We start from the raw sequence: 25,116 nt of genomic DNA on the forward strand, positions 1-25,116 counted from the left end.
TTCAAAGTTAAAAACTTATATATTTAGCTTGATAACGGCTATTTTTGATTATTAATAAATTCAAAAATATTGTTTAACTTTTTAATCCAAGTTAGAGATACATAATCTTTTTAGCCTTGCGAACAAAAATTATTATATATGATACAAAATCAAAATCCTGAATATCGGAGGAGATTTAATTGGATTGACCAGACGAAAGGTTTTGCAATCTTAGCCATTCTAATATTTCATTTTTTTCAAAATTATCCAGAACGAATACAACTGATTTCTATATTAGACCGAAATACAGCCAAGCTAGGATATGCTGCTGTAGATATATTTTTTGTTATGGCTGGTTTTAATACAAGTTACAGTCTAATTTCTAAATTAATTAAATTCCAATCACAAGATATTAAAATAAACTGGCGATCGTGGCTTACTAAAAGATTACTAAGAATTTACCCAGCATATTTATTATCTGTTATATTAAGTTGTTTGCTTTATTATTTGTTTTCTAATTTAAAGATAAAATCTTATACTAACTTTATTTTAACCTGTCTAGGTCTAGCAGGAATTAAGTTCCAAGCTATTAACCCAGGGTTTTGGTTTTTCACAGTTATCTTAGAAGCTTATATATTTACTCCTTTAATATTTCTAATTTGTCGTAATCAAACCAAAAGAATACTTTGGTTAGGTTTGATATTTGCCAGCTTAACAAAATTTATATCCATCTACTTTCTACAACAAAATAATATTGAAAATTACTTGTTTTTTTTACAAAATAACTTTTTAGGTAGCTACGTATTTCAATTTTGTCTGGGAATTTATTGGGGATTTATTTATGCAGAAAAACAAAACTTCAGAAAAATAGATTTTATCATCTCGGCTAGTATTTTTAGTCTAGGACTAGTTTTTTACGTTATTTTGGGCATTACAAAAATAAATATCATATATATGCTAGGCTTTGATATCTTATTTACTCCCTTCTTTTTCTTGGGTATCCAAGCGTTATTAAGTCGTTTAGATAAAATAGCTAAACTAGAATGGATTTTAAGTTTTACTTCAATGCTAGGAATTTATTCTTACCAAATTTATTTAATTCATCAACCTTTGTATTTTGTCTTATTACCAAAATTAAATAATATTTTACAAACTAATGTTTATTTTAAAATTATGCTGTCATTATTATTGCTAACTATTTTAGTGGCAATCTATACCTTTTTATTTACTAAATTAGAAAAAATTGTTACCAAAAAACTATTAACTGTCATAAGTAAGTAAAATTCAAGTTCATAAAGATTAAATTTAATAAACTTAAGAGAGATAAAAATGGTAAAGGTAATTGCGGTTATTTTCTTATTTATCAACTAAACAAAAATATATATGAGTAATTTACCTTTAATTTCTGTAGTTATCCCGACCTATTATCGAGAAGAAGCACTACGCGATAGTCTTGTAGATGTCTTGAAACAGGATTATCCGAATTTTGAAGTTATAGTGGTAGACCAAACCCCAAAACATCAACCAGAAATTCAAGCTTATCTGGAAGAACAGGCAACCGTAGGCAAAATTAAATGGTTCCGCTTAGATTGGGCAAGTTTACCAGGTGCACGCAATTATGGGGTGCGGCGGTCAGAAGGTGAAATAATTTTATTTATTGATGATGATGTTCAGTTAACACCTGGTTTTTTATCAGCCCATGCGAAAAACTATGTGCAAAATCCAGAGGTAGGGGCTGTTGCTGGACGAGTATTTGACAGAATGAAATTAGGTGATTCTGGAGGCGATTTGCAAATTGAATATCTTCCACCGCAAGCGATGGACCCAGGAATTGCTTGGTATCACATAGATTTAGTCCATACCATCAAACCTCAGCAAGTACTGACAGCTAGGGGTTGTAATATGTCCTTTCGCCGCGAAATTTTTACCAAGCATGGACTGAGATTTGACGAACGTTTTCGTGGTAGTGCAGTGCGCGAAGAATCAGACTTTTGTTTGCGCCTGCGGCAGACGGGATATAAGATTTGGTATGACCCAGAGGCTGATTTAGTGCATTTAGGTGAAGAAACAGGCGGTTGTCATGATATGAGTATGCGATCGCTCAAATATCAACTCACCTTTTACCATAACCATTTCTTACTGGGACTGAAAAACCTCACGGTTACCCAAGCTTTACGCCTTTACGCCCGTTTATTTGATTGTCACGTTTTGGGAAGACCTCCTTGTCATAAAAGCGGTTCTCCGATCAAAATTGTGACTCGCGGCTTTTTCTATATTTTGGGTTTTCTCAAAGCTGTAAGCACTATCATTCAATCAATATGGAATGATGGACAAATTTATAGTCGTCTTGATCAAGAATTTTAGTTGATTTTAACCGCAGATGTACGCAAATATATTACCTATTAATTAGTTTGGTATTTTTGTAGGGTGGGCATTGTCCACCTTACAAAGTTTTCACTGTTACTGAAATATTTCAATTTTATTAATTAACTTACTTATGAGAATTTTAGTTGCTAGCCATACTTACATTGTAGATTTAAACTGCGAAAAATTACGCACTTTATCTCAACTAGAACCAGGAATTGAAGTGATTGTTGTTGTGCCTAAACGCTGGCAACCTGGTGGTGTACAAAATAAAATGATTGAAACTGAATACCGTGATGAAGGCTCATTTAAAATAGTACCAATTTCTAACTTTAGTCAAAATCATCAGGGACTTTTAGCATTTGGTGCTGATTTAATAAATTTGTTAAAGCAGTTTCGTCCTCAAGTTATTCAGGTAGAACAAGGCTCTAGAGGACTAGCGTATACCCAAATGATTGCGTTAAATCAACTCTTGGGTTTGAAAGCAAAAAATGTATTTTTTACTTGGTGGAACTTGCCATACGAACTAAAATTGCCAGTGGCTTTACTAGAAAAATATAACCTCAGCCATAGCCACGGAATTATTTGTGGTAATCAGGATGGAGCAGAAATTTTACAACAAAAAGGGTATCATGGACCAATTAAAGTAATGCCGCAACTGGGTGTAGATGATAAATTATTTACTCCCCAATCGCTACCAGAACTAGCTACTAAATTAGGAATTTTACCAACCGATTTTGTAGTCGGTTTCGTTGGCAGATTTGTTCAGGAGAAAGGGTTGCTAACGCTTTTGCAAGCATTAATATCTTTAAAAGATAAAGCTTGGAAGTTACTGCTGCTTGGACGAGGAGAGTTACATACAGAATTACTTAAAATAGCAGCAGAAAATAACATTAAAGAACGAGTGCTTGTGATTGAAAGTGTCGCACATAATGTAGTGCCTCAGTATATCAATTTAATGCATACTTTAGTACTGCCATCAGAAACTACTTATAAATTTAAAACTTTAACTGCTATTGGCTGGAAAGAACAATTTGGTCATGTACTCATTGAAGCAATGGCTTGCAAAGTACCTGTAATTGGTTCAAGTTCTGGCGAAATTCCCCATGTAATTGGTGATGCTGGTTTATTGTTTCCTGAAGGAGATTTCCAAGCCTTAGCTAATTGCTTAACTCAATTAATTGAAAACCCAGAATTCGCTCAAAAAATAGGTGCAATGGGTTATCAAAAGGCAAAGGCTCAATATACAAATCAAGCTGTAGCACAGCAGCAATTATATTTTTACAAAGAACTTGTTAATAGTCAATAGTCATTGCTTATCGGACAAAATATAAAGGATAAATGACAAATGACAAATGACAAAAATCTGCGAATTCTCCACATTATTCCCTCAATTTCTCTAATTTATGGTGGTCCCAGCCAAATGGTGTTAGGACTGGCTCCCGCCTTGGCAAAAGAGGAAGTAGAAGTTACAGTAATCACAACTGATAGTAATGGTGATACTGGACAAAAACCGTTGGATGTTCCCTTAAATTTTCCAGTTAAACAAGATGGTTATGAAATAATTTATTTTCGTTGTGCTCCATTTCGTCGCTATAAGTTTTCCCTAGATTTACTTAAGTGGCTAAAACTTCACGCCTGCGAATTTGAGATTGCACATATTCATGCCTTATTCTCTCCTGTTAGTAGCGCTGCGGCGACTATCTGTCGTCAGCAGAAATTGCCCTATATTTTGCGTCCTTTGGGAACTCTTGACCCGGCTGATTTACGTAAGAAACAGCTATTAAAACAGCTTTATGCCGCAATTATTGAACGGCGAAATTTAGCTGGTGCAGCAGCAATTCATTTTACTAGCGATCAAGAAGCAAAAATATCAGCAAGATTTGGAGTTACTACGCAAGATTTAGTGATTCCTTTAGGTGTGGTTCCGCCTAAATTCATCAAGCAAAAACAGAAGAGTTTGGTACGCAATGAGTTGGGGATACCAAATGATGTACCTGTAATAGTATTCATGTCACGCATTGACCCCAAAAAAGGTTTGAATTTGTTGATTCCAGCGCTAGAAAAGCTGTTAGTATCTGGCTGTAATTTTCACTTTGTCTTGGCAGGGACAAATCCCCAAGATCCAGATTATGAACAAAATATCATCTCTCAAATCCAAAATTCACCACTGCGATCGCACACTACAATTACAGGCTTTGTCACAGGTGAGTTAAAAGCTAGTTTACTGCAAGCTGCCGATTTGTTTGTCTTGCCTTCGTACTATGAAAATTTTGGTATTGCTGTTGCTGAGGCGATGGTAGCAGGAATACCTGTGGTAATTTCCGACCAAGTGCATATTTGTCACCAGATACTTGAAAGTGAATCGGGGTGGGTAGGTGCAATGGATGTACAAGTACTGGTAAATTTACTGCAAGAAGCTTTGCAAAACCCCGAAGAACGCCAACGCCGGGGATTGAATGCCCAACAATTTGCATTAAAACATTACAGTTGGGATGCGATCGCTCACCAAACTATCCTGGCATACAAGCAAATCTTGCGATCTTGAAGAAGGCAGAAGTACGATAGCGTAGCGTTAGCGAGTCTTCTCCTAAGGGGAGACGCTAAGAGCGAACGAGCGTCGGGCAGAGGGCAGAAGGTTCTGTTAAGAAAGGGATTCAGACCCCTCCTGAACGTAGTGGAACCAGCGAACAAAGTTTCCAGAGGGCTTGATATCCTTACTGCTTTTAGTCGTGGGCAGAAATTGAAGGTATTCCTTCTGCCTCCTGCCCTTTGCTTTTTTTATTCATCATGTATTGAGCTTCTTTAAGGGAAATTACGTAACATAAAATTTTCTTGCACATCTCTTAACCCGATGGGGAAACCGGGGTTTTATGTCACGATCGCATAGTAGAATACATAATGCCTTCTAACTACAGGAAAGCTCTCATGACTCTCCGTCTAGGTGATACAGTACCCAACTTTACGCAAGCCTCTACACACGGCGACATAAATTTTTACGAATGGGCAGGTGACAGCTGGGTAGTGCTGTTTTCTCACCCTGCTGACTTTACACCTGTTTGCACCACCGAATTAGGCACAGTTGCCAAGCTGAAACCAGAATTTGACAAGCGCAATGTCAAAGCGATCGCCCTCAGCGTCGATGATGTAGAATCCCACAATGGATGGGTGGGCGATATTGAAGAAACCCAAAGTACTACTCTCAACTACCCAATTTTGGCAGATGCAGATCGTAAAGTTTCTGACCTTTACGATATGATCCACCCTAATGCCAACGCAGCGGTAACAGTGCGATCGGTTTTTGTTATTGACCCCAATAAGAAGCTACGTCTTAGCTTTACTTACCCTCCTAGCACTGGACGCAACTTTGATGAACTATTGCGGGTAATTGATTCTCTGCAACTGACTGATAATTACAGTGTGGCTACACCAGCTGACTGGAAAGATGGAGATGATGTTGTAATTGTCCCCTCACTCAAAGATCCAGAAGTGCTGAAGCAGAAATTCCCCAAAGGTTACGAGGAAGTCAAACCCTATCTAAGGATGACACCTCAGCCTAACAAGTAAATCTGAAAATTATTTCATGTAACTGTTTGGTGTAAAGGCGCGAAGATAAAACTTTGCGCCTTTATATTTTTGCGTGAGAATAAAGATAAAAGTTAGTCTGGTAAGCATTATGTTTTCATCTCCCTTGGTGTTACAAATTCCGCCATCAATGCAAATGACAGACGAACAATTCTTTGAGTTTTGTCAGGTAAATCGTGATTTACGTATTGAGCGTAATAAATTAGGAGAAATATCAATTATGCCACCCACAGGATCAGAGTCAGGTAATCGTAACTTCAGCATAGCTGGTCAGTTATATGTGTGGGCAGAAAAAGATGGTACAGGTATTTGTTTTGACTCTAGCACTGGATTTAAGCTATCAACTGGTGCAGATAGATCGCCTGATGTTTCTTGGATGAAATTAGAAAGGTGGAATACTCTTTCAGCCGAACAACAACAAAAGTTTGCTCCGATTTGTCCAGATTTTGTAGTTGAATTGAGACTCCCCAGCGATAAACTCCAACCTCTTAAGGAAAAAATGGAAGAATATATAAAGGAACCAGGAGTAAAGTTAGGCTGGTTAATTGATCGCAAACACCGCAAAGTTTATATTTATCGTTCTGGTTTACCAGAAGAATGTTTAGATAACCCTAATACTGTAAGTGGTGATCCGGTATTACCTGGGTTTGTCTTAAATATGAGTAAAGTTTGGTAATTAAATTCGTAGTCCTGGATTGTTAAGCACTAATGTACTTACTATTAACGAAGAGTAGATTTTATTGAAATTTCTCTGCCAAAATTGTATAAGCTTCATTTACCAGCCGCATTTTTTCTTGAGCTTGTTGTTGCAATTGGGGTTTAGCTACAAATAAATCTGGATGCCATTTTTTTACCAAAGTTTTATAAGCCTGTTTTACTTCAGTAAATGACACACCAGGTTGTAATCCTAAAATGGTATAAGCGCGAGTAATTTTGTCTTTTTCTGCTTGGGTTTTAGGTTGCTGAGGCGATTTGTTGCTTTGGGATGTATTTTGTTGTTTGTTAGCTTGAAAACCAGGAGAACGCATTTCTGCTTTCATTCGTGCTATTTCTTCATCGAGTTCCCAATTGCGAAATTTGGTTTCCAATTCTGCTGGATTTGGAGAGGGTGAAGCCTTCGGTGGTGGAGGGGGAGAAGCGCTAACACGGTGAGTAGAAGATGTTTGAGAAGTAGCAGAAGTGCGATATGTGGAAGATGCAGAAACATTCACCCTCTCTTCTACTTTTGAGTAACTTCTTTGCTCCTTTTCGACTGGGGGAGAATATGCTGTATATTTTGGCGTTTCTCGATAAGGTTGATAGTTTGAAGATATCTTGGCTTTTGTTAACTCTTGCAGTAATTGATTAAAACTATTTTGTAAACCCTGCAAATTTTTGCGCTTATTAGCAATTTCTGGTGGCTCTTGGCAACCTGTAAAGCGAATTACTTTTTTTGTTTTTTGCTCATATTCAGCTAATACTGATAATCCTTGATTGCTCAAGCGAGAAAAATAATCTTCGGTTGTAGCTATGCAAATTTTAGCAACCTGCTGATGATAAGTTTCCTTAGCTGATTTTTCTTCTGAATCTTGAATATTTTTGTTTAATAAATAAGAAATACTACCAACCACAGCCGCACCGACAGGGCCACCCAATAACCAACCAATCCCACCACCAACTGCTATGGCTCCAGGTTCACTTAAATCATTACTATTACTTGGCTTGGGAGGTAATGTAATTTGTGGTTCAATAGGTAAGGAAATTAATAAATCTTCTGGTCTTTCTTCTCGAAAAAATTCATAAGCTTGATAAAGCCATTTCATCACAGAGCGTTGTAACTCCATAAGGTCTTTTTTTAAAGTACCTATTTGCCAAGTTTTAAAGTTATTCTCCGCGAGTGCTACTGTGGCATCAGTTTGATATTTTCTGAGTAGGTTGGATAAATCTAACCAATTACGTAACTCTGAAATACTAGTGTTTAAGCCTTGTTGAATTAGATTGGCAGCTTTTTGTTTAACTTCAACTTTAGCCTTTTGTTTTTCATCAAAGGAGTTAATTTCACTCAGGATAGGGTCAATTTTAGCTTTTAAATTTAATTGGATTTGGGAAGCGATCGCCTGCACTCTCGGTAACCGCACATCCCCACGATTTTGTTGTAAAATACCTACAATATTTTGCAAAGCTGCTTCAAAGGTTGCTAATCCGCTACTAGTAGCCGCCGCCGCATCACCTTTTAATCTGGCTCTTAAAGCAGGTAAAGCATCAACACGATATAAATTACTAAACCCAGGCGGTAATTCGGCGCGAAAACTTTCTGCAACAAACAACAGACGATTTTGCACTTGCTGTTGTTCTTCGGGTTCGAGTAAGTTAATAAAATTAGCGACAAAAATAACTGTTTTAATACCCCGATCTAATAACCAATCACGCAAGTTTTCACGCTCACCTAAAGTCATTAGCTTGCGGGCATCGAGTAATTGTACTACTAAATCTGTAGATAACAGGCGATCGCGTACTAAACTATCTTGTTCTTCGCGATCGTTTGTACCTGGTAAATCTAGTAATTCTATACCCCTCTCTAAAAAAGGATGAGGACAAAAAACTTCTACAGAGATTACATCTTGACGCATCTGTCTGTTACCATCGAGAATTGCATACTGCTGCAAAATTTCCGTACCGCTGCGATAAATTTCTGTACCATCTCTCAACATAATCCGAGTGCGCAAATCAGTACCATACTTGACAGTAATTGCTGCGCCTGTTGTGGGAATTAAATCAATTGGTAAAGTACGATTTCCTAAGATGGCATTTAGCAGGGTGGATTTACCATGATTAAAAGGGCCAAATACCGCAATCTGAAAGTTAGGATTAGTCAGATAATTAGAGATGGCATTTATATCTTGATATAGTTGTGATTTGCGCTCTAAATTTAGTAATGCAGATGCAGATTTGAGTGCATTTACCAAATCCTGATAATCTTCAGACTGTTTTTGCATAGTTTCCTTGTTTCACGTTGCGTATGCAAATAAATTTTGTATTTGTAACCACAGATGTAGACACGAAGTGGCTTCCCGAAGGGTACACAGATAAACACCGATAAAATATCTACATTTATCTGTAATTTAATTCTTCATTTCCTAATATCACCTGAGAATAAAATCAAACTATTGTAGGGTGGGCACTGCCCACCAATAATACTATTAGCTATAGTAAGCCAATAAATTACTATAGGCTGTCTCAATCTTTTGCAATTGTTCTATTACATCTTCCTGCAAATTTTTTAGCCGCTTTAACTCACTTTCGCGGTTAATCTCACGAGTGGCTTTTTGCTTTAGCAGATTATCTAATTCAGATTTGCGAGATGTAATATCGTCGTTAATGCGCTTACTCACTTCTCTTTCATAAGAATCGAAACACTCTTTCACTGCATCATACACAGTTTGCGATTGTTCATGGGCTAACTGTGGTAGGTATTTCACTAACTCTTTCTTAGTAGTTTTTACTAACTCTTTACGTGCTTGATCTGCTTGTAGAAAACCTACTCCTAAGCCTAGCAATGCAAAACCAATCGGCCCAAGGAAAATACCCGTTACAGCCGTAATTATGCCGCCAATACCAATTACGGTAAAGTAGTTTAACAAAATATTTTTCCAATCGAATCCTGCGCCAGCTAATGCAACACCAGCTAGGTTTCCTCGCGATAGAGATAACAATCCCATTGCCCATTTTGCCCATCCAGGAGAGTTATCATCTTCTGGAGTAGCAGCAGGATTTACTCTTACTTGCTGTCCTGTTAACTTTTCGGTAATTTGATCTGTAACTTGACTATAAGATGCGCCATACTGTGCAGCACTCAGAGAAAGTTCTCTAAAAGCTGCATTGATATCTTTTTCAGCAGTTAAAGTCCAAGCAGAGAATTTATCAGTAATGTATTGCTCAAATGCTTTTTGTAGTGCAGCATTAAATGCTTCTCTTTTTCCATTACTGAGGAAATCCAACAAATTTAACTCTGGCTGATAGCGCAAGAAATCGGTTTCAAAGGTATTACCTAAGTTTAAAACGTAGCTGCGAAAGGATTCAGAAATCTTTCTGGCTTGGGTATCTCTGGTGTTGATAATTTCTTTTTGGAATTGATCGCGGATAGTTGTAAGTTTATTAAACTCTGGTTCTACAGAGCCAATCCGTTGTTTCAATTCATTGACATCTTTATCAAGTAATGGTAGACGTCTTTCTATAGCTTCGCGAGTGTGATTGCACGCTTGTCTAGCTAAGGTTCTGACTTGACGAAGTTCCGCGATCGCACGTTCTCTAGTCAGAAAAGTATTGAGCGATCCCATAAACTCTGGAAAGCCAGTCCCCTCTAAACCAGCTTGGGGATTTTTCAACCTTTTTCTGAGTGCTTGAATTGATGAAAGTTCAAAAACACGCTCATCATAAATATCCCGACCATCTACATGACAATATTCTGCTAAATTCGCTTTGAATACTTGTCTTAACCTGTTTTCTGCTGCATTTAGCTCTTCTATATCATCAGGATCAATCAATGATTCCCGCACCTGATCCCAAGCATTGATTAAAAAGAAAACCGTCAATCCTCGACCTTTAATGTAATTTTCTAAATAGCGACGTTCACCCAAGGTACAAGGTTGCGATGCTCTCATCACAAACAAGATAGCATGGCAATTATTTACATAACCTAAAGATAATTCGTTACGCGCTTCTGTATCATTTAATCCTGGACTATCGACAATTTCAATTCCCTTTTCTAATAGCATTAAGGGATACTCAACTACTGCATAATCGACATCAGGAAATGCTTGTTTTTTTTCTTGTTCTAATTTTTTAGCTTCAGCCGGGTCAATAGTATACTTGTATTTGAAGCTTTGAAAATCTAGCTGTTGTGGACTTTTACCATCATTAAAATGAATTGTGACTTTTTTCTCTGGCCCGTAGCGTAAAACTGTTAAGACTGCGGTACAGGGATTAACATCACTTGGTAACAAATTCTCTCCAATCAAAGCATTGAGAAACGTACTTTTACCTCGTTTCATATCGCCTAAAACTAACAGGCGAAATACACCTTGTTTGAGATTTTTACTAGCTACTGTAATATCTTCAATATCTCGTTCTAAACTCAGCTTTCCTGATGAAGATTCCCCTGCTAATTCTGCTTGATTAATTGTGTCAGCAAGTCTACTCAAACATACTGACATGGACGATCGCACTTGCGCAACACGTTCTAAATCGTTGATAAATTTGTCAGCCGCAACTTGATTAGTCATATTGACACCCTAAACTAAGGTTTATTTTTTGGAGATTCCAGAAAAAGTTTGTAAGCCATCCAAGCCAGTGCAGCAAAAATCACAATTCCAGCTACGGCTGCGGCTATTCTGACAGCAACCAGCACCGCCACCCCAATCCCGAAAAGTTGTACACCGAGAATCGCTTTTTTCATCCACGGCTGAGACAACTTTTCTGACTGATGCTTGACAGTTTGATGAAAAGGCGGATTAGGACGATTTATATCCGCTTCCATTTCTCGGAGTCGTAATTCCACTTCTCGTTGTCTGAGTTTACGTTCGCGCTGTTCTAAATCTTGATTGCGATCGTTTTCCATTAATGTCCACCCTATCTAGGACAATGAAATAGTTTCAGTATTTATAATCTTTATTATGTATTTTATTTTACTAATAAATAATACTCATCAGTATAATCGCTACTTTAATGTGAAATGGTAAACAGCAAAATTCGTCAGATAATTTAGATTCCACCAGTTGAGCTTGTTTTTTCGGATTTTTGAAACAATAGCTGAAAGGTTGTGAATTTATCTGCCAAATTTTTAATTTAAGGTTTTTCGCAAATATTTAATCTCAGTCTCTAATACCTATCTGTGATATGTAAAATGGTCAGCGTATCTCGCTCAATGCAGGCGATCGCTCATGGCCATGACAAAACGGCAAATGCCGTCATTCTTACGCTTTCCCAAAAATCCGAATCTTTCTCAAAGACTAATGTTGATCGGGTTAGTCATTACCCTGTTTTTCTTATTCCTGGCGTTCTTCGCACCCGTATTTCAAGCTTGGGGATGGCTGCAAGATCCCAAAGATTTGTTAAGTAACCCGATTCAAGAGCCACCTTCAGCCAAATATTGGTTTGGCACCAGTCGCTTAGGTCATGATGTCTTCTCTCGCACAATCTTTGGTGCTCAAGCTGCTTTGCAAGTGGTGATATTAGCAACGGCGCTGAGTATGGTAATTGGTGTGCCTTTGGGTATGGTCAGCGGTTATCTTGGCGGTAGACTGGATAAACTATTGCTGTTTCTCATGGATAGCATCTACACCCTACCGGGACTATTGCTATCAGTGACGCTAGCATTTGTAGTAGGGCGGGGGATATTAAATGCAGCGATCGCCATTAGCATTGCCTACATTCCCCAATATTACCGAGTTGTTCGCAATCACACTGTGAGCGTGAAAACTGAGGTGTTCATTGAAGCTGCTCAAGCAATGGGCGCTTCAACGTGGGTTGTGCTGTCTCGATATCTATTTTTCAACGTTATTCAAAGCGTACCTGTATTATTTACCCTCAACGCCGCCGATGCGATTTTAGTCTTAGGTGGTTTAGGGTTTTTGGGTTTGGGATTGCCAGAAGAAGTTCCAGAATGGGGACATGATTTAAAACAAGCACTAGAAGCACTACCCACTGGCATTTGGTGGACTACACTTTTCCCCGGTTTAGCGATGACACTGATGGTGGTAGGGTTATCACTACTTGGTGAAGGTTTAAATGAATTTGTCAATCCTCGTTTGCGACGACAAAATAGTATTCGGAAATAATTCAGTCAACCGTGAACAGTAATTAGTACACAGGCTGATCATTGATTTGGAGATTCATGTGAAAGACAATTTGACTTTAATTGCCGCTGCCACTGGCGGGTTTATGCTTTCTGTTGCTTTATCTGGCATTTTACGGGGAACACCAGTCACAGCTTGGCAGGGTGAATCGGGTGTGAAGTCGGCGAATGTTACAAATTTACAATTTGCAGCCAAAAAAACTGAGAGTTCAGAATTTTTTAGCAACAAGACGCAAAAAAGCTAATATGCTTTTTGAAAGTATGGGGGATTGGGTAAGAGTCAAGAGTCAAGAGTTAGGAATTCTCCCCCTACTTCCTTGTCCCCCTGGTTTTCCTTGTCCCTCTTGTCCCTAGTCCCCAGTGTTCCCTTGTGAATATCTAAAAAGTGGTGGTGAATTCTCAAGTAATTGGTATTGATTTGGGGGGAACAGCGATTAAGCTGGGGCGATTTGATCGAGATGGCAATTGCCTGCAATCTCTGACAGTAGCAACTCCCCAACCATCCACACCAGAAGCTGTGGTGGCGGTAATGGTGGATGCGATCGCCCAAGTTGATCCAGATAATCAAACTGTAGCCATTGGTGTCGGCACTCCTGGCCCTGCTGATGCCAAAGGACGCATTGCAAAAATCGCCATCAACCTGGCAGGGTGGCGTGATGTGCCTTTGGCAGATTGGTTAGAAGCGAAAACAGGCAAACCAACGATTGTCGGTAATGATGCTAACTGTGCAGGGTTGGGCGAATCTTGGTTAGGTGCCGGTCGCTGCTTTCAAAATTTTATTATGCTGACTTTAGGCACTGGCGTTGGCGGTGCAATTATTTTAAATGGCAAACTGTTCATTGGACATCAAGGCGCTGGGGGAGAACTGGGTTTAATTAGCTTTAACCCTGACGGCCCGGTGTGTAACAGCGGCAATCGCGGCTCTTTAGAACAGTACACCTCAATCACAGCGATTCGTCGGCGCACTGGCAAGGAACCGCTTGAATTGAGCGCTTTGGCGCAAGCAGCAGATGCCAATGCCTTGAAGTTTTGGCAAGAATATGGTAGCGACTTGGGTATTGGCTTAACAAGTTTGATTTATGTTTTAACTCCAGAAGCGATCGTGATTGGTGGCGGAGTTAGTGCCAGTTTCCAGTTTTTCTTACCAGCTGTAAAAGCAGAAATTGAGCAACGAGTTATGCCGACATCGCGTGTTGGTTTACAAATTTTACCCGCAGAACTGGGTAATGCTGCGGGGATGGTGGGTGCAGCAAAGTTGGCATGGCAACACCTTTTAGGACGTTAGATGATACTGCCAAAAATCACAGCGACTGATGCATTTGTAGGGTTTCCCTTGAGGACAATCCATCAATTGACCCGTTGCAAAAATCGGAAATAAAAAGGAACCACAGATGAACACAGATGAACACAGATAAATATCAGTGTTATCTGTGGTTTGATATGTTTAATTTTTCCCGTTCGGACGCTGAATAATCGTTTCTATCACCCGCCGCTTCGCCTTTGGATCAATTCCTACCAAACGTAAGTACTCACCACTATATTCAGCTAGACATGATTCTAAAGCTGAGATTGCATCTGAGTGCGCATCGATGTGGGTGTTAAGACAACTTTCCCAAGAACCTGTGCGGAAGCGGCGTTCATTAACGTGTTCAATATTAATTGTGTAACCTTGAGCCAAAATTTGCCGAATCTGTTCTTGTGTCTCTAGGGTTAAATGCGGACTCGATACTTCCTTCTGAAAACCATTAGTTTTTGGGGCTTGATTTCCACCATTCCTTGACGGCTGACTAGTTGGTGTCACATCAGCAGGTGGCGGCGCAGCTTGATAACTTCTACCGCGATTCAGGCGATTGTACTCATCAACTAACTGAGAATTTTCCACCCGTTTTTGTTCGCTTACCATCAAGTGACCTGATTCAATCAAATGAGACAGGCTAAAATCTGGCTTTTTAAAGGCTGGCGGTCCTTCTAGGCTGTTTACCACGCGTAAGGAAACGCGCTCAAATCCTACTTGATGGATAAATTCCCGGATTTGTTGATCATAAATACGCGATCGCAAAGCGCTAAAGAAGTCAATCGATTGATTGGCAAATGTATCAACTAGCTGTTCAATTTCTCGCCCAGAAAGTCCATCTGGTTCAAAAATTCCCCCAACAATCCCCACTTTATCGTCGCGGTTCGGTTCCCAGTAGAATTTCTCCATGCGACCATCCCGAATTAATGGTGCATAAAGAGTGGAAAAATCATTTCCTGTGACAATAATCGGCACACGATGTAAAGGTGTGGAATCGTAGCTTCCAGGTAACTGCACATCTGTAGGATTATCAGCAATATTCATCAGTGTGGCATTCACTAACTGGGTATTTACAGTATATTGAGTGCCTTCATCAAAGCGTCCTGCACCTGCATCTAAATCATTAATCATGAGCACGCACATTTTACCGCGCACTTTGATTAGTTCCGCTGTTTCACGATAGCGCAGACGAATTAAACGCGCTGGATCTCCTGCATCTGGACTTTCCAATTCCCCACCAGAGATGTGAGTCACTTCGACACCCATTTTCTCGAAGACTAACTCACATTGAAAAGATTTTCCTTCACCTTTTCGTCCATGAATTCCCAAAATCAAGGGTACACGCACCCCAGGAAGATCTAAGAAGTTTTTGGTAATGTGGACACCGAGTTTATCCAGAAACTGAGGAGCAATGTAGTAACTCATAAAATTATTCTTGCCTGGGACTTATTAAATTAATGCTAAGTTTTTTGTGTCTATTTTTCATTTATCTTTTGGTAGAAAGGGAATGCTAACTACCACAAACGCTGAATTGGATAGGCATCAAAAATTGTATCAGCGCTAAGTACAGGGATATTTTCTACTATGGACTGTGCAATTAACAGTCTGTCAAATGGGTCACGGTGATGTAAAGGAAGTGTACTAATTTGAGCAAGATGACTGATTTTAATATCTAGTAATGTGAAATCATTGAAGTTGAGTTGCTGTGTGATGAATATTTCAAATTGCTGATTAAAACTAAGCTTTCCTACACTCTGCTTTATTGCTATTTCCCAAAGACTAGCTATACTCAGCAAAATTTGATTGTCCTCGTCATTGATTAGCTCTATTACTTGATTACTAAGTCTTGAATTGTCAGTTACATACCAAATAAAAGTATGTGTATCAAGCAATAGCACCATCACATATAATCCTGAAAATCTTCTAGCGGTTCATCAAAGTCATCAGATATTATAATTAAACCCTTGGCACTACCTGGTTGACGGCGGCGTTTCACTTGCAATACAGGAGTTAGCTTCACTACAGGTTGATTATCTTTGATAATAATAATTTCTTCCCCACTGAGTGCTGCTTCAATCAAGTCTGGTAAGTGTTGGGATGCTTCAGCTAAAGTAATTTGCTGCATAATATTAAGACCTTGGGGCACCTTTAAATAAAAAATCAGATGCTACTACTATCCTAACTTTGGATTATCAATTAAATTATAAGGAAACCAACTTAACCAAGCGTCCCAATTTTCTAAGATTTGGGCAAATTCTGCATAACCTCCTGCATTCGGATGAACGCCGTCATTTCCTATAGCTTCATCTCTCCAAATAGTTGATTTTTCTAATATGGAAAAAATGTCTAAATAAGGTACGTTCAATTCATGACAAACTAATGCAAACTGTTTAGATAAATCGCTAATTCTTTTCTTTCTCTGGGGGTCTTCTTGTTCTGCATATGGCGCAGGACCAATCATTAAAACAGGATATAACTGCTTAGCTTCAGTTAAAATTTTGCGAGCATTTCTGATGGAATCTATCAGGTCTACACGAGTTTTACCGTTTTCTACTGTTGTGTCATTTAGCCCAAAAGAAAATACAACTCTGCCATAAGAATTTTTAGGTAAGCGAACTGATACTTCTTGTAACCAACGCTTTGCTATATCGGTACTCGTATCTCGCCTAACTCCTAAATTATAGTAGGTTATGTCATAACCTTTTTTATTAGCATTAATGCATATTCTGCCTGTCCAACCAAGATACTCAGGGTCGCCAGTGCCATTAACAAAGGAGTCTCCAACAAAACAAATTCTGAGATCTGGTAGCTGTATTGAATTCATAATTCCGATTCATGAAAGAAGAGAGGCAGATAATTCTACCTCTCCTATGGGGGAATTAATAAATAACCTAAAGCCCCTAAACTAATTCAGCTTGTCAGCTTTAGTATCTGCTGGGTTTGTGAACGATGAAGCTTAGTACTTGGCACTGCTTGATGTTGTCAAAACCAACAACACGGATATATTGGTTGGAATACTGAGAACGGCAAGCTTGAACTTCGTTCAGTACTTCTTGAGTAGATTTAGCACCAAACAAAGGTAGCTTCCACAGTGTCCAATATAATTCTGTTGGCTCAGAAGTTTCGTTAAACTCAATTGCTGGGATGTAACCTTGGTTGAGGATGTACTGGATCTGCTTGGCAATTTGAGCGTCAGAAAGAGGTGGCAAATAGGAAAGGGTTTCGTAACGACGCTCTTTTGGTAAAGTTTGCATAGCTGTTGATAATGGGTTGCGATTTTTTAGTACTATGTTGACCGACTAACTGGATAGGTTATCCAAATTTGGGTCTGAGCTTGTTTGCTGTTCTGGTTGCAGACTGGGGTTTGATGTCTCTATTTGAGTGATTCGCTCTAGATGCTGGCGACGCTGTTCCATATTGGCTTGCTGAATGCCAGTACGAACCATTTCTGGTAAAAACTCTGCAATTTCCTCAGCAATGTGTTCTCTAACAGTCATGATCCGCAATGCCAAATCTGGCTTTTCCTTTAACAATTGGGCAATATACGATTCTCCATCCTGAATTTTGTCAGCAGAAAAGTTATGCAGCCAAATCGCCAATGGAGGATTAGTTTCGCCTACCTGTGCCAGTACCGTCCTTAGTGCCTGATAAGTCAGGTAGCTTTGGAGAGTCTTGGCTGTGTCTTTCGCAATTTGCTTCAGATTCATGCTTGACCCCAGCCTTGAAAGTATGAGTATGAAGGATAAAGGATGAAATTATTGAAGTAATTTTAACTTCAGCCTCTATCCATACCACTTTCAACCTTTATCAGACGGTATCCATTGCCTCGAATTCAAACTTGATTTCTTTCCACAGTTCGCAAGCAACAGCCAATTCAGGAGACCACTTAGCCGCTTCACGGATAATGTCGTTACCTTCACGAGCCAAGTTGCGACCTTCGTTACGAGCTTGAATACAAGCTTCTAAAGCTACACGGTTAGCTGTAGCACCAGGAGCATTACCCCAGGGGTGACCGAGTGTACCACCACCGAATTGCAGCACGGAGTCATCACCAAAGATTTCTACTAGTGCAGGCATGTGCCATATATGGATACCACCAGAAGCAACCGCCATTACGCCAGGTAGAGAAGCCCAGTCTTGGGTAAAGTAAATACCGCGAGACTTGTCTTGCTCGATGTAGTTTTCACGCAACAGGTCAACGAAGCCCATTGTAATACCACGCTCGCCTTCCAATTTACCAACTACAGTACCGGTATGGATGTGGTCACCACCAGATAAACGCAGGGCTTTAGCCAATACACGGAAGTGAATACCATGGTTCTTTTGACGGTCGATTACAGCGTGCATCGCCCGGTGAATGTGCAATAGAATACCGTTATCGCGGCACCAACGAGCCAATGTAGTGTTAGCGGTGAAACCTGCTGTCAGGTAGTCGTGCATGATGATGGGCTGTTTGAGTTCTTTTGCGTACTCAGCCCGTTGCAACATTTGTTCACAGGTGGGGGCGGTGACGTTGAGGTAGTGACCTTTGATTTCACCGGTTTCTGCTTGTGCTTTAGCAATAGCTTCAGATACAAACAAGAAGCGATCGCGCCATCTTTGGAATGGTGCGGAGTTAATGTTTTCGTCGTCTTTGGTGAAGTCCAAACCACCGCGCAAGCACTCGTATACAGCGCGACCGTAGTTCTTAGCAGACAGACCTAATTTGGGCTTAATTGTACAACCCAGTAAAGGACGACCATATTTGTTTAACTTATCACGCTCAACTTGGATACCGTGGGGAGGGCCTTGGAAGGTCTTGATGTAAGCAACAGGGAACCGGATATCTTCTAAACGTAGCGCCCGCAAAGCTTTAAAACCAAACACGTTACCTACAATCGAGGTCAACACATTGGTAACAGAGCCTTCTTCAAACAGATCCAGGGGATAAGCAACATAACAAATGTATTGGTTATCTTCGCCAGGAACTGGTTCGATGTCGTAGCAACGACCTTTGTAGCGATCTAGGTCGGTGAGCAAGTCTGTCCACACAGTTGTCCAAGTACCAGTGGAAGACTCAGCCGCCACAGCCGCACCTGCTTCTTCGGGGGGAACTCCAGGCTGTGGTGTAACACGGAATGCCGCTAGAAGATCTGTATCTTTAGGTGTGTAATCGGGTGTGTAGTAAGTTAGTCTGTAATCTTTAACCCCGGCTTGATACCCAGTTTTTGACTGAGTCTTCGTTTGAGCGTAAGACATAAATTCCCTTCCAAGAAGTCACACTTTGTTACTTATCAAATCACGTTGTATGCAATTTTCCCCCACTCTCCACTGTTCCTCTGTAGGCAAGGAGAAGATTAGAAAAATTTTTTGTTAGGGGTCGTCTATGGCAAAGAGGTAGCGGTTGCTATTCAGGAACATTTGGTGAAGTATCCAAGACATCATCACTAACTTCCTTGATTTTTCGAGGTACACGACTGTGTACTTCTGATTCTTCCTCTGTTCCCAGCATATAAATTCTTTTTATCTCTTTCTCACACTCCTCTAAATATTGCCTAGCCCACTTAACCTTGCTGCTTTACAAGGCTGGCTTTTACCCATTTTCCCTAAAGGATAACCTAGGTATTTGGGCTTTTTCGCTCGTACATCTGCTGTTTTTCCTTGATTTCCAGGGAAATCTTCAGAGTAATTTGGCTTGAGGTGGGTTTAGAGGAATGGTAAGCGCAAGACAAAAATTGCACACCACGTAATTTGTAGCTTGTCTCACAATATATCAAGAAATCAATAAGTTATACTTTGAAACTTTTTAACTTATATATTTAAATTTGTTATTACATAAAGTTTTAAACATTTTGTTAAGAATACTTTACAAAGTCTCTCATGAATTGTATGTGCCTTTGGTAAGCAAGGGTTTAAGGGTCTACACACAAGGCGGATACGGGAGACAAGGGAGCAGGAGGACAAATGACCAATCCCCAGTCCAAGAGAAAAATTGCTGAAGGCGTTTAAAAAATTCCTGGTAGGGGAACACTGAAATTAACCCCCAGCCAATTTCAGCAACAGACATCTTGTAGCGGTGGGGAGAGGAAAAATCAATTTCTTGAAACTTTTCCCTTGATCCTTTCCCAACTTCTGTAAGAAGCCTAATGGCTTGGGTACTGTCTCCAAAGGGAATGTTACCGTGGTATTGTTTTGCAAGCGTACTAATGTACTGATTACTTCTATCCTGGCAGGATTTATGGTGCTGCCGAGTCTGGGAATTGTTACATCAACAAATCCAGCAAGGGCCCAAAAAACCGCTAGTCCTGCTCCGACACAAAAAAAACCTGTTACTAATTCGTCCAAGCCAACTACCTCTTACCCAGCTTCTGCGCCACCCCCGCGAGTAGATCCCTTGCCCGACCAACGGGAAGAGCAAGAGCATTCAATAGAAACCGATTATCGTGTCAGTAATTTATTAGCGGATGTTACTGGCAATCTTTGGGTAGCTTCTTGGCGAGGCTTGTCGCGAATTGACCCCAAAACTGGCAAGATTGTCTCTCGCGTTAGCCTACCTAATGTTGCCATTAGTGCTTTAGCTCAAGACAAAGTAGGGCGCGTGTGGGTAGGAAATTATGAGGGTCTAATCCGCGTAGAACCTCGCACTAGCGAAATCACGGCGCAGAATTTATTTTTGCCTTCCAAACGGGTGTTATCGCTATTGATTGACAAACGTGGTTATTTGTGGACGGGAACTGATAACGGCTTAGCCTTGATTAGTCCTGACCAAGGCTTAATTATGACCACCTTAAAAAACTTGCCTGGTGTTAGCGCTAACGCCCTAACTTTAGATGCAGAAGGTCACCTGTGGGTAGGCACTTTAGACGGACTGATCCGGGTAAATACTGCTAATGCTTTAATTATGAAGCGGATTGCTGATTTACCGGGGACGACTGTGCAAGCTTTAGCTATTAGCCCAGAAGGCTTAATTTGGGCGGGAATGCCGAATAATTTGCTAGTAATTAACCCGAAAACTGGTGCAGTGCTGCGGTCTGTGACTCGTTTGCGTGGACGTAACGTTACAGCAGTCCGCTTTGCCCAAGATGGTAGTGTTTGGATCGGTACGAACAATGGTTTGTTACGATTAAATCCAAATACAGGATCTGTATTGGATGAAGTTGCAGGCCTTCCTTCCAGTCGGGTGCTTGCCCTTGCCCCTGATATCGCCAATAAATTATGGATCGGTACCAGTGAAGGTCTAGCTTGGTTAATGCCCAAAGTGGGTAGTGCAAAAACCCATCTTGCTTTTAGTCGCGCTGTGAAATGAGTAGTCATTTGTCATTTGTTATTTGTCCTTGGCAAATGACAAATGACGAATAATAAATTACAAAAACTCCAAAATCTTAATAATTGGCAATGGTAGTTACCACCCAGCAATTAATTCAATGGAAACAACAAGGACGTTCAATTGTAGCGTTGACCGCCTGGGATTATGCGATCGCCCAACTCCTCGATGCAGCTGGGGTAGACTTAATCCTGGTAGGTGACTCTATGGCTGTGGTTCTGGGTTATGAGACAACATTGCCAATTACTTTAGAGGAGATGCTATACCATGCTAAAGCCGTGCGCCGTGGCGTGAAACGCGCTTTAGTTGTGGTAGATTTGCCATTTTTGACTTATCAAGAGAGCATTCAACAAGCAATGCACTCGGCTGGACTGGTGCTGAAAGAAACTGGCGCTCAAGCTGTCAAGTTGGAAGGTGGCTACCCAGCAATGGTAGAAACGATTGCTCGTTTGGTGCAAGCAGGAATTCCAGTTATGGGACACGTGGGTTTGACACCACAATCAGTTCATCAACTCGGTTTGCGACAACAGGGCAAAACTCATGAAACCGCAGAGAGAATTTTAAACGAAGCGATCGCTCTTGAACAAGCAGGCGTATTTGCAATCGTCTTAGAGCATATACCTGCTGATTTAGCACTGCGTATTACAGAAAAACTCCGTATTCCTACCATTGGCATTGGTGCCGGAATCCATTGTAATGGACAAGTGTTAGTCACATCTGATGTTCTTGGACTTTCAGAAAGACAGCCACCTTTCGCTAAAATTTATACTAATCTACGGGAGAATATTACTAAAGCTGTACAGGATTATGCACTAGAAGTGCGAGAGCGAAAATTTCCTTAGTAAATATAAAAAATGACAAGGAAGCAGGGGAAGAATATTTACTCCTGACTATTGGCAAAAAAATAGTAATTGAAGATGAAGATACTGCAATTATCACTATCAGAAAACTAATTACCCGAAATCAGGAAGTGATAGATTTGCAAATATAACATCAGCAATTACTAAAGTTATAGCTTGAATCGAGAGGAAAACAGGCAATATTTAGTTTGAGCAATTTGCTGCAAACTTGGGTTTATAAGAAGGTAGACAATAATAGTCTTTTAGAGACAATATTTAGAAGCTGTACCCAGTGCAGTGTAAGTAGACTCCTATACTTTATAAGAAGCTGTTCTGAGTCTACAATATGCAGCAAAAGCCTAGACAATAATAAACGTCTTTTTAGTTTTGACTTCGGTACATAGGTACTAGATTATTAGCGTTAAGCTTAACTGTAGAACAAATAACACAGTCCTTGGATTTGGATGTTATACAATTTCAGCAAGTAGGAAAGCCATTTTTGCCAAATCCATAAATCCAGAAAAGAAGTCTAAACTAAAATATTTTTAGAACAAGCGCATTAAGCGGATCAACGCTTGATACAAAGGCTGAGATAAATAGTTATACATCTAGTTGAGTGAGTCTCAACTGCAAGCATCATCCTTTCCCTAGCCAATGCAGAGTGATTTTTTGTTTAGTCTCAATTTCAGTAGAAATCGCAAGGTTCACAACCTTTTAATTTTGTAAATCTGCGTATCTTTTATCAAGACGAAAATCAGGCGCAGGCTCTAACAAAAGCCAATGTTTACGCTTAGTCTTATTCTTGAGGATATTCACATAGTTATCAGCGTAGCGGAAAGCTGATGCACGGTCATAAGCAGCAATAGCCACAGCTTGCGAGAAAACCTTTGTAGGGATTTCAAAGCCTGCAAATTTCTGCATTAAAATAAACAAATCCTCTTCTGTTACAGGTAAACTAGTTTCTTCTACCTGTTCTGGTTCATTAAAGATATCTTCATTTAGCACTTTGGACATTTAGCACCTCACCAAAAGCATAAGAAGCGAAACCTGCGATGAAATTGAGCTGTTGCTCGCGAGTCTGTAAATTTACTGGGAGTTCATTACTAGAACATCCAATCTCCCGCAAAATTTCCAAACAGTAAGCACTCAGTTCAGTATATGAAGCTCGTTCCCAGTTCAGAGCCACCTCTTTCGCCTTTTCTAGATTGACTCTAATAACCGTCATTACAGGGCTTGTCATAAATCTACCCTCCTAAACTGGATATTCGTCATTTTGATCTGAACAACAAAATGACGTAACCGTGTTATTGCGGAATTTCTCTCGGTGGGGGGGGAGAATATCAGGGTATTTACGGTCAAACTTTCAAGGTTAAAGCTTGCTTTATTTATTTAATTAATACAACCTAAGTACTTATAGATTTGCTTGGTTATTTATATCGTTAAAAGGGTTTCAGCCTAAATTTGTTAATATTTTTTTATTTTTTTAGTATACTTACTTGCATACACTTAAGCAATAATACGCAAGTAGCTAGATAATGGATGCAGAGCTAACAATGGATGAAAACCGCTAATTTTTCGGTTACGAAATACTTCACATCTGTAGAGTGAGCGCTTGCTCATGAATCCGAAAAAGAATTATGGTACATATCTCGCAACATTGTCGATACTACATTGGTTATAGTTTTTGATGATGTACGAAGAATTACGGGCGATCGCCTGCGATGATATCAACGTCCCCAGTCTTTCCCCGAAATGGCATAGTTGAATTTTCGGATAGCAATGCTGTCTAACGGTGGTGCAATCAAGAAGGAAATTTGCTGTTGTGGAGTAACGAACAAGCTGAACAAGAACGCCAACGCGCTGATACATTAGCAGCTAAGTTAGGCGAGCTAGGTGTTGATCCTGATGCGATCGCATAAAGGTATAAAGAAAATAATGAATATAACTACCCGAACAGTAGAAAAGAAAACCAAAACACAGTTCGGTTAAAACGAGATGCATCTGAAGACAGGAACACTGAAATTTCATGAAACAGCAACAAAATCAATTCAGTCATCTCACAGCGATAGAAAGAACTAACTTGTCATTCCCTGCACAGTTTTTACTAACTCAAAATCTGCTGCAAGGAAAAATACTAGATTTTGGTTGTGGCTTTGGCAATGATGTTAAAATCCTGCGTCAAAAAGGCTGTGATATTACAGGATACGATCCTTTTTATTTTCCTCAATATCCTCAAGAAAGATTTGATACAATAATTTGCTTTTATGTTTTAAATGTTTTATTTCCTGAAGAGCAAGCTAATGTGCTCATGCAAGTATCACACTTATTGAAACCAGGGGGTAAAGCTTATTATGCAGTGAGAAGGGATATTAAAAAAGAAGGTTTTAGAGAGCATTATGTTTATAAGAAGCCTACATATCAATGTCTTGTAAAACTTCCCTTCCATTCAATTTATTTGGATGATATTCGAGAATTTTATGAGTATATTCATTATAATTACCAGCATAATTCATCCAATAATTGTATATTTTGCAACCCCCATAAAAATCTAATTTTATTAACAGAATCGGCAACTGCCTATGCTATTTTAGATGGTTACCCTATTAGTAAAGGGCATGTTTTGATTATTCCTAAACGCCATGTCAGCAGTTATTTTGATATACCATTTAAAGAACAGTCTGCTTGCTGGTTTATGGTGAACAAAGTTCAAGAAATTCTCAAAACAGAATTTGCACCTGATGGTTTTAATGTAGGAATAAACATCAATCGAGCAGCAGGACAAAATATGATGCACGCCAGTATTCATATCATCCCTCGTTACACAGGTGATACTGTTGGTTCTAAAGGTGGAATTAGAAATGTGATTCCTAAAAAGAAGTAGTTTTCTGAAGTACATCTTGCACCAATGGCGACAACCGCG

24 protein-coding genes are annotated in these 25,116 nt (G+C 39.6%); 12 read left to right on the forward strand and 12 right to left on the reverse strand.

Annotated features, from left to right (window positions below; translation table 11 throughout):
- Positions 1 to 138: 138 nt before the first annotated feature.
- From BV372_RS06480 to BV372_RS06505, 6 genes are all read left to right on the forward strand, one after another.
- Complete coding sequence (locus tag BV372_RS06480; RefSeq protein ID WP_086684903.1) at positions 139 to 1,260, forward strand: acyltransferase; 1,122 nt, start codon at positions 139 to 141, stop codon at positions 1,258 to 1,260.
- A gap of 102 nt (positions 1,261 to 1,362) precedes the next feature.
- Positions 1,363 to 2,343, forward strand: coding sequence for a hormogonium polysaccharide biosynthesis glycosyltransferase HpsN (gene hpsN / locus BV372_RS06485; protein ID WP_086684907.1), 981 nt, complete (start codon positions 1,363 to 1,365; stop codon positions 2,341 to 2,343).
- Positions 2,344 to 2,476: 133 nt separating this feature from the next.
- Positions 2,477 to 3,652, forward strand: a complete 1,176-nt coding sequence (gene hpsO / locus BV372_RS06490) for a hormogonium polysaccharide biosynthesis glycosyltransferase HpsO (protein ID WP_086684910.1) — start codon at positions 2,477 to 2,479, stop codon at positions 3,650 to 3,652.
- Positions 3,653 to 3,709: 57 nt separating this feature from the next.
- Positions 3,710 to 4,891, forward strand: coding sequence for a hormogonium polysaccharide biosynthesis glycosyltransferase HpsP (hpsP, locus tag BV372_RS06495; RefSeq protein ID WP_086685059.1), 1,182 nt, complete (start codon positions 3,710 to 3,712; stop codon positions 4,889 to 4,891).
- A 380-nt stretch (positions 4,892 to 5,271) separates the two neighbouring features.
- Positions 5,272 to 5,910 (forward strand): peroxiredoxin, encoded by a 639-nt coding sequence (locus BV372_RS06500; protein ID WP_086684911.1) that lies wholly within the window; start codon positions 5,272 to 5,274, stop codon positions 5,908 to 5,910.
- Positions 5,911 to 6,019: 109 nt separating this feature from the next.
- The gene (locus BV372_RS06505) at positions 6,020 to 6,604 is read left to right on the forward strand and encodes a Uma2 family endonuclease (RefSeq protein ID WP_086684914.1); all 585 of its coding nucleotides are present in this window, start codon (positions 6,020 to 6,022) and stop codon (positions 6,602 to 6,604) included.
- A gap of 61 nt (positions 6,605 to 6,665) precedes the next feature.
- On the opposite strand, the gene BV372_RS06510 is transcribed toward BV372_RS06505, so the two are convergent.
- The 3 genes from BV372_RS06510 to BV372_RS06520 all read right to left on the reverse strand — a co-directional run bounded on the left by BV372_RS06510 (position 6,666) and on the right by BV372_RS06520 (position 11,524).
- Positions 6,666 to 8,903 carry a dynamin family protein gene (locus tag BV372_RS06510; protein ID WP_086684917.1) on the reverse strand — a complete coding sequence of 746 codons (2,238 nt, stop codon included), beginning with the start codon at positions 8,901 to 8,903 and terminating at the stop codon, positions 6,666 to 6,668.
- A 204-nt stretch (positions 8,904 to 9,107) separates the two neighbouring features.
- On the reverse strand, positions 9,108 to 11,189 hold the full coding sequence (locus BV372_RS06515; RefSeq protein WP_086684920.1) for a dynamin family protein: 2,082 nt from the start codon (positions 11,187 to 11,189) through the stop codon (positions 9,108 to 9,110).
- A 14-nt stretch (positions 11,190 to 11,203) separates the two neighbouring features.
- The gene (locus BV372_RS06520; RefSeq protein WP_086684923.1) at positions 11,204 to 11,524 is read right to left on the reverse strand and encodes a DUF3040 domain-containing protein; all 321 of its coding nucleotides are present in this window, start codon (positions 11,522 to 11,524) and stop codon (positions 11,204 to 11,206) included.
- Between the two features lie 322 nt (positions 11,525 to 11,846).
- On the opposite strand from BV372_RS06520, the gene BV372_RS06525 reads away from it, so the two are divergent.
- From BV372_RS06525 to BV372_RS06535, 3 genes are all read left to right on the forward strand, one after another.
- Positions 11,847 to 12,743, forward strand: coding sequence for an ABC transporter permease (locus BV372_RS06525; RefSeq protein WP_086684926.1), 897 nt, complete (start codon positions 11,847 to 11,849; stop codon positions 12,741 to 12,743).
- A 58-nt stretch (positions 12,744 to 12,801) separates the two neighbouring features.
- Positions 12,802 to 13,005: a hypothetical protein gene (locus tag BV372_RS06530; protein WP_086684929.1), complete on the forward strand. Its 204-nt coding sequence runs from the start codon at positions 12,802 to 12,804 to the stop codon at positions 13,003 to 13,005.
- Between the two features lie 143 nt (positions 13,006 to 13,148).
- Complete coding sequence (locus BV372_RS06535; protein ID WP_086685062.1) at positions 13,149 to 14,045, forward strand: ROK family protein; 897 nt, start codon at positions 13,149 to 13,151, stop codon at positions 14,043 to 14,045.
- 159 nt (positions 14,046 to 14,204) lie between these two features.
- Here BV372_RS06535 and BV372_RS06540 read toward each other — a convergent pair whose 3' ends face one another.
- From BV372_RS06540 to BV372_RS06570, 7 genes are all read right to left on the reverse strand, one after another.
- Positions 14,205 to 15,479 (reverse strand): ribulose bisphosphate carboxylase small subunit, encoded by a 1,275-nt coding sequence (locus tag BV372_RS06540; RefSeq protein ID WP_086684932.1) that lies wholly within the window; start codon positions 15,477 to 15,479, stop codon positions 14,205 to 14,207.
- 89 nt (positions 15,480 to 15,568) lie between these two features.
- A complete protein-coding gene (locus BV372_RS06545) occupies positions 15,569 to 15,955 on the reverse strand; it encodes a type II toxin-antitoxin system VapC family toxin (RefSeq protein ID WP_086684936.1) in 387 nt (128 codons plus the stop codon).
- Complete coding sequence (locus BV372_RS06550; protein WP_086685065.1) at positions 15,955 to 16,179, reverse strand: type II toxin-antitoxin system Phd/YefM family antitoxin; 225 nt, start codon at positions 16,177 to 16,179, stop codon at positions 15,955 to 15,957. The genes BV372_RS06545 and BV372_RS06550 overlap by 1 nt, the downstream gene beginning before the upstream one ends.
- A gap of 48 nt (positions 16,180 to 16,227) precedes the next feature.
- On the reverse strand, positions 16,228 to 16,878 hold the full coding sequence (locus BV372_RS06555) for a GDSL-type esterase/lipase family protein (RefSeq protein WP_086684938.1): 651 nt from the start codon (positions 16,876 to 16,878) through the stop codon (positions 16,228 to 16,230).
- A 100-nt stretch (positions 16,879 to 16,978) separates the two neighbouring features.
- Entirely contained in the window at positions 16,979 to 17,308 is a 330-nt protein-coding gene (locus BV372_RS06560; protein ID WP_086684941.1) for a ribulose bisphosphate carboxylase small subunit, read from the reverse strand.
- A 45-nt stretch (positions 17,309 to 17,353) separates the two neighbouring features.
- Positions 17,354 to 17,761 carry a chaperonin family protein RbcX gene (locus tag BV372_RS06565; protein ID WP_086684944.1) on the reverse strand — a complete coding sequence of 136 codons (408 nt, stop codon included), beginning with the start codon at positions 17,759 to 17,761 and terminating at the stop codon, positions 17,354 to 17,356.
- A 100-nt stretch (positions 17,762 to 17,861) separates the two neighbouring features.
- Positions 17,862 to 19,292 (reverse strand): form I ribulose bisphosphate carboxylase large subunit, encoded by a 1,431-nt coding sequence (locus BV372_RS06570; RefSeq protein WP_086684947.1) that lies wholly within the window; start codon positions 19,290 to 19,292, stop codon positions 17,862 to 17,864.
- An 892-nt stretch (positions 19,293 to 20,184) separates the two neighbouring features.
- Between BV372_RS06570 and BV372_RS06575 the strand changes: the two genes are divergently transcribed.
- Both BV372_RS06575 and panB read left to right on the forward strand, forming a co-directional pair.
- Positions 20,185 to 21,339, forward strand: coding sequence for a two-component regulator propeller domain-containing protein (locus BV372_RS06575; RefSeq protein ID WP_086684950.1), 1,155 nt, complete (start codon positions 20,185 to 20,187; stop codon positions 21,337 to 21,339).
- Positions 21,340 to 21,428: 89 nt separating this feature from the next.
- The gene (gene panB, locus BV372_RS06580; protein WP_086684953.1) at positions 21,429 to 22,199 is read left to right on the forward strand and encodes a 3-methyl-2-oxobutanoate hydroxymethyltransferase; all 771 of its coding nucleotides are present in this window, start codon (positions 21,429 to 21,431) and stop codon (positions 22,197 to 22,199) included.
- Positions 22,200 to 22,910: 711 nt separating this feature from the next.
- Here the strand turns inward: panB and BV372_RS06585 are convergent.
- Positions 22,911 to 23,210 carry a hypothetical protein gene (locus tag BV372_RS06585; protein WP_086684956.1) on the reverse strand — a complete coding sequence of 100 codons (300 nt, stop codon included), beginning with the start codon at positions 23,208 to 23,210 and terminating at the stop codon, positions 22,911 to 22,913.
- On the reverse strand, positions 23,191 to 23,436 hold the full coding sequence (locus BV372_RS06590) for a hypothetical protein (RefSeq protein ID WP_086684959.1): 246 nt from the start codon (positions 23,434 to 23,436) through the stop codon (positions 23,191 to 23,193). The genes BV372_RS06585 and BV372_RS06590 overlap by 20 nt, the downstream gene beginning before the upstream one ends.
- 786 nt (positions 23,437 to 24,222) lie before the next feature.
- On the opposite strand from BV372_RS06590, the gene BV372_RS06595 reads away from it, so the two are divergent.
- Positions 24,223 to 25,077: an HIT family protein gene (locus BV372_RS06595; protein ID WP_086684963.1), complete on the forward strand. Its 855-nt coding sequence runs from the start codon at positions 24,223 to 24,225 to the stop codon at positions 25,075 to 25,077.
- The last annotated feature ends 39 nt before the right edge of the window (positions 25,078 to 25,116 follow it).

This window comes from Nostoc sp. T09 (assembly GCF_002154695.1).
Classification (GTDB): domain Bacteria; phylum Cyanobacteriota; class Cyanobacteriia; order Cyanobacteriales; family Nostocaceae; genus Aulosira.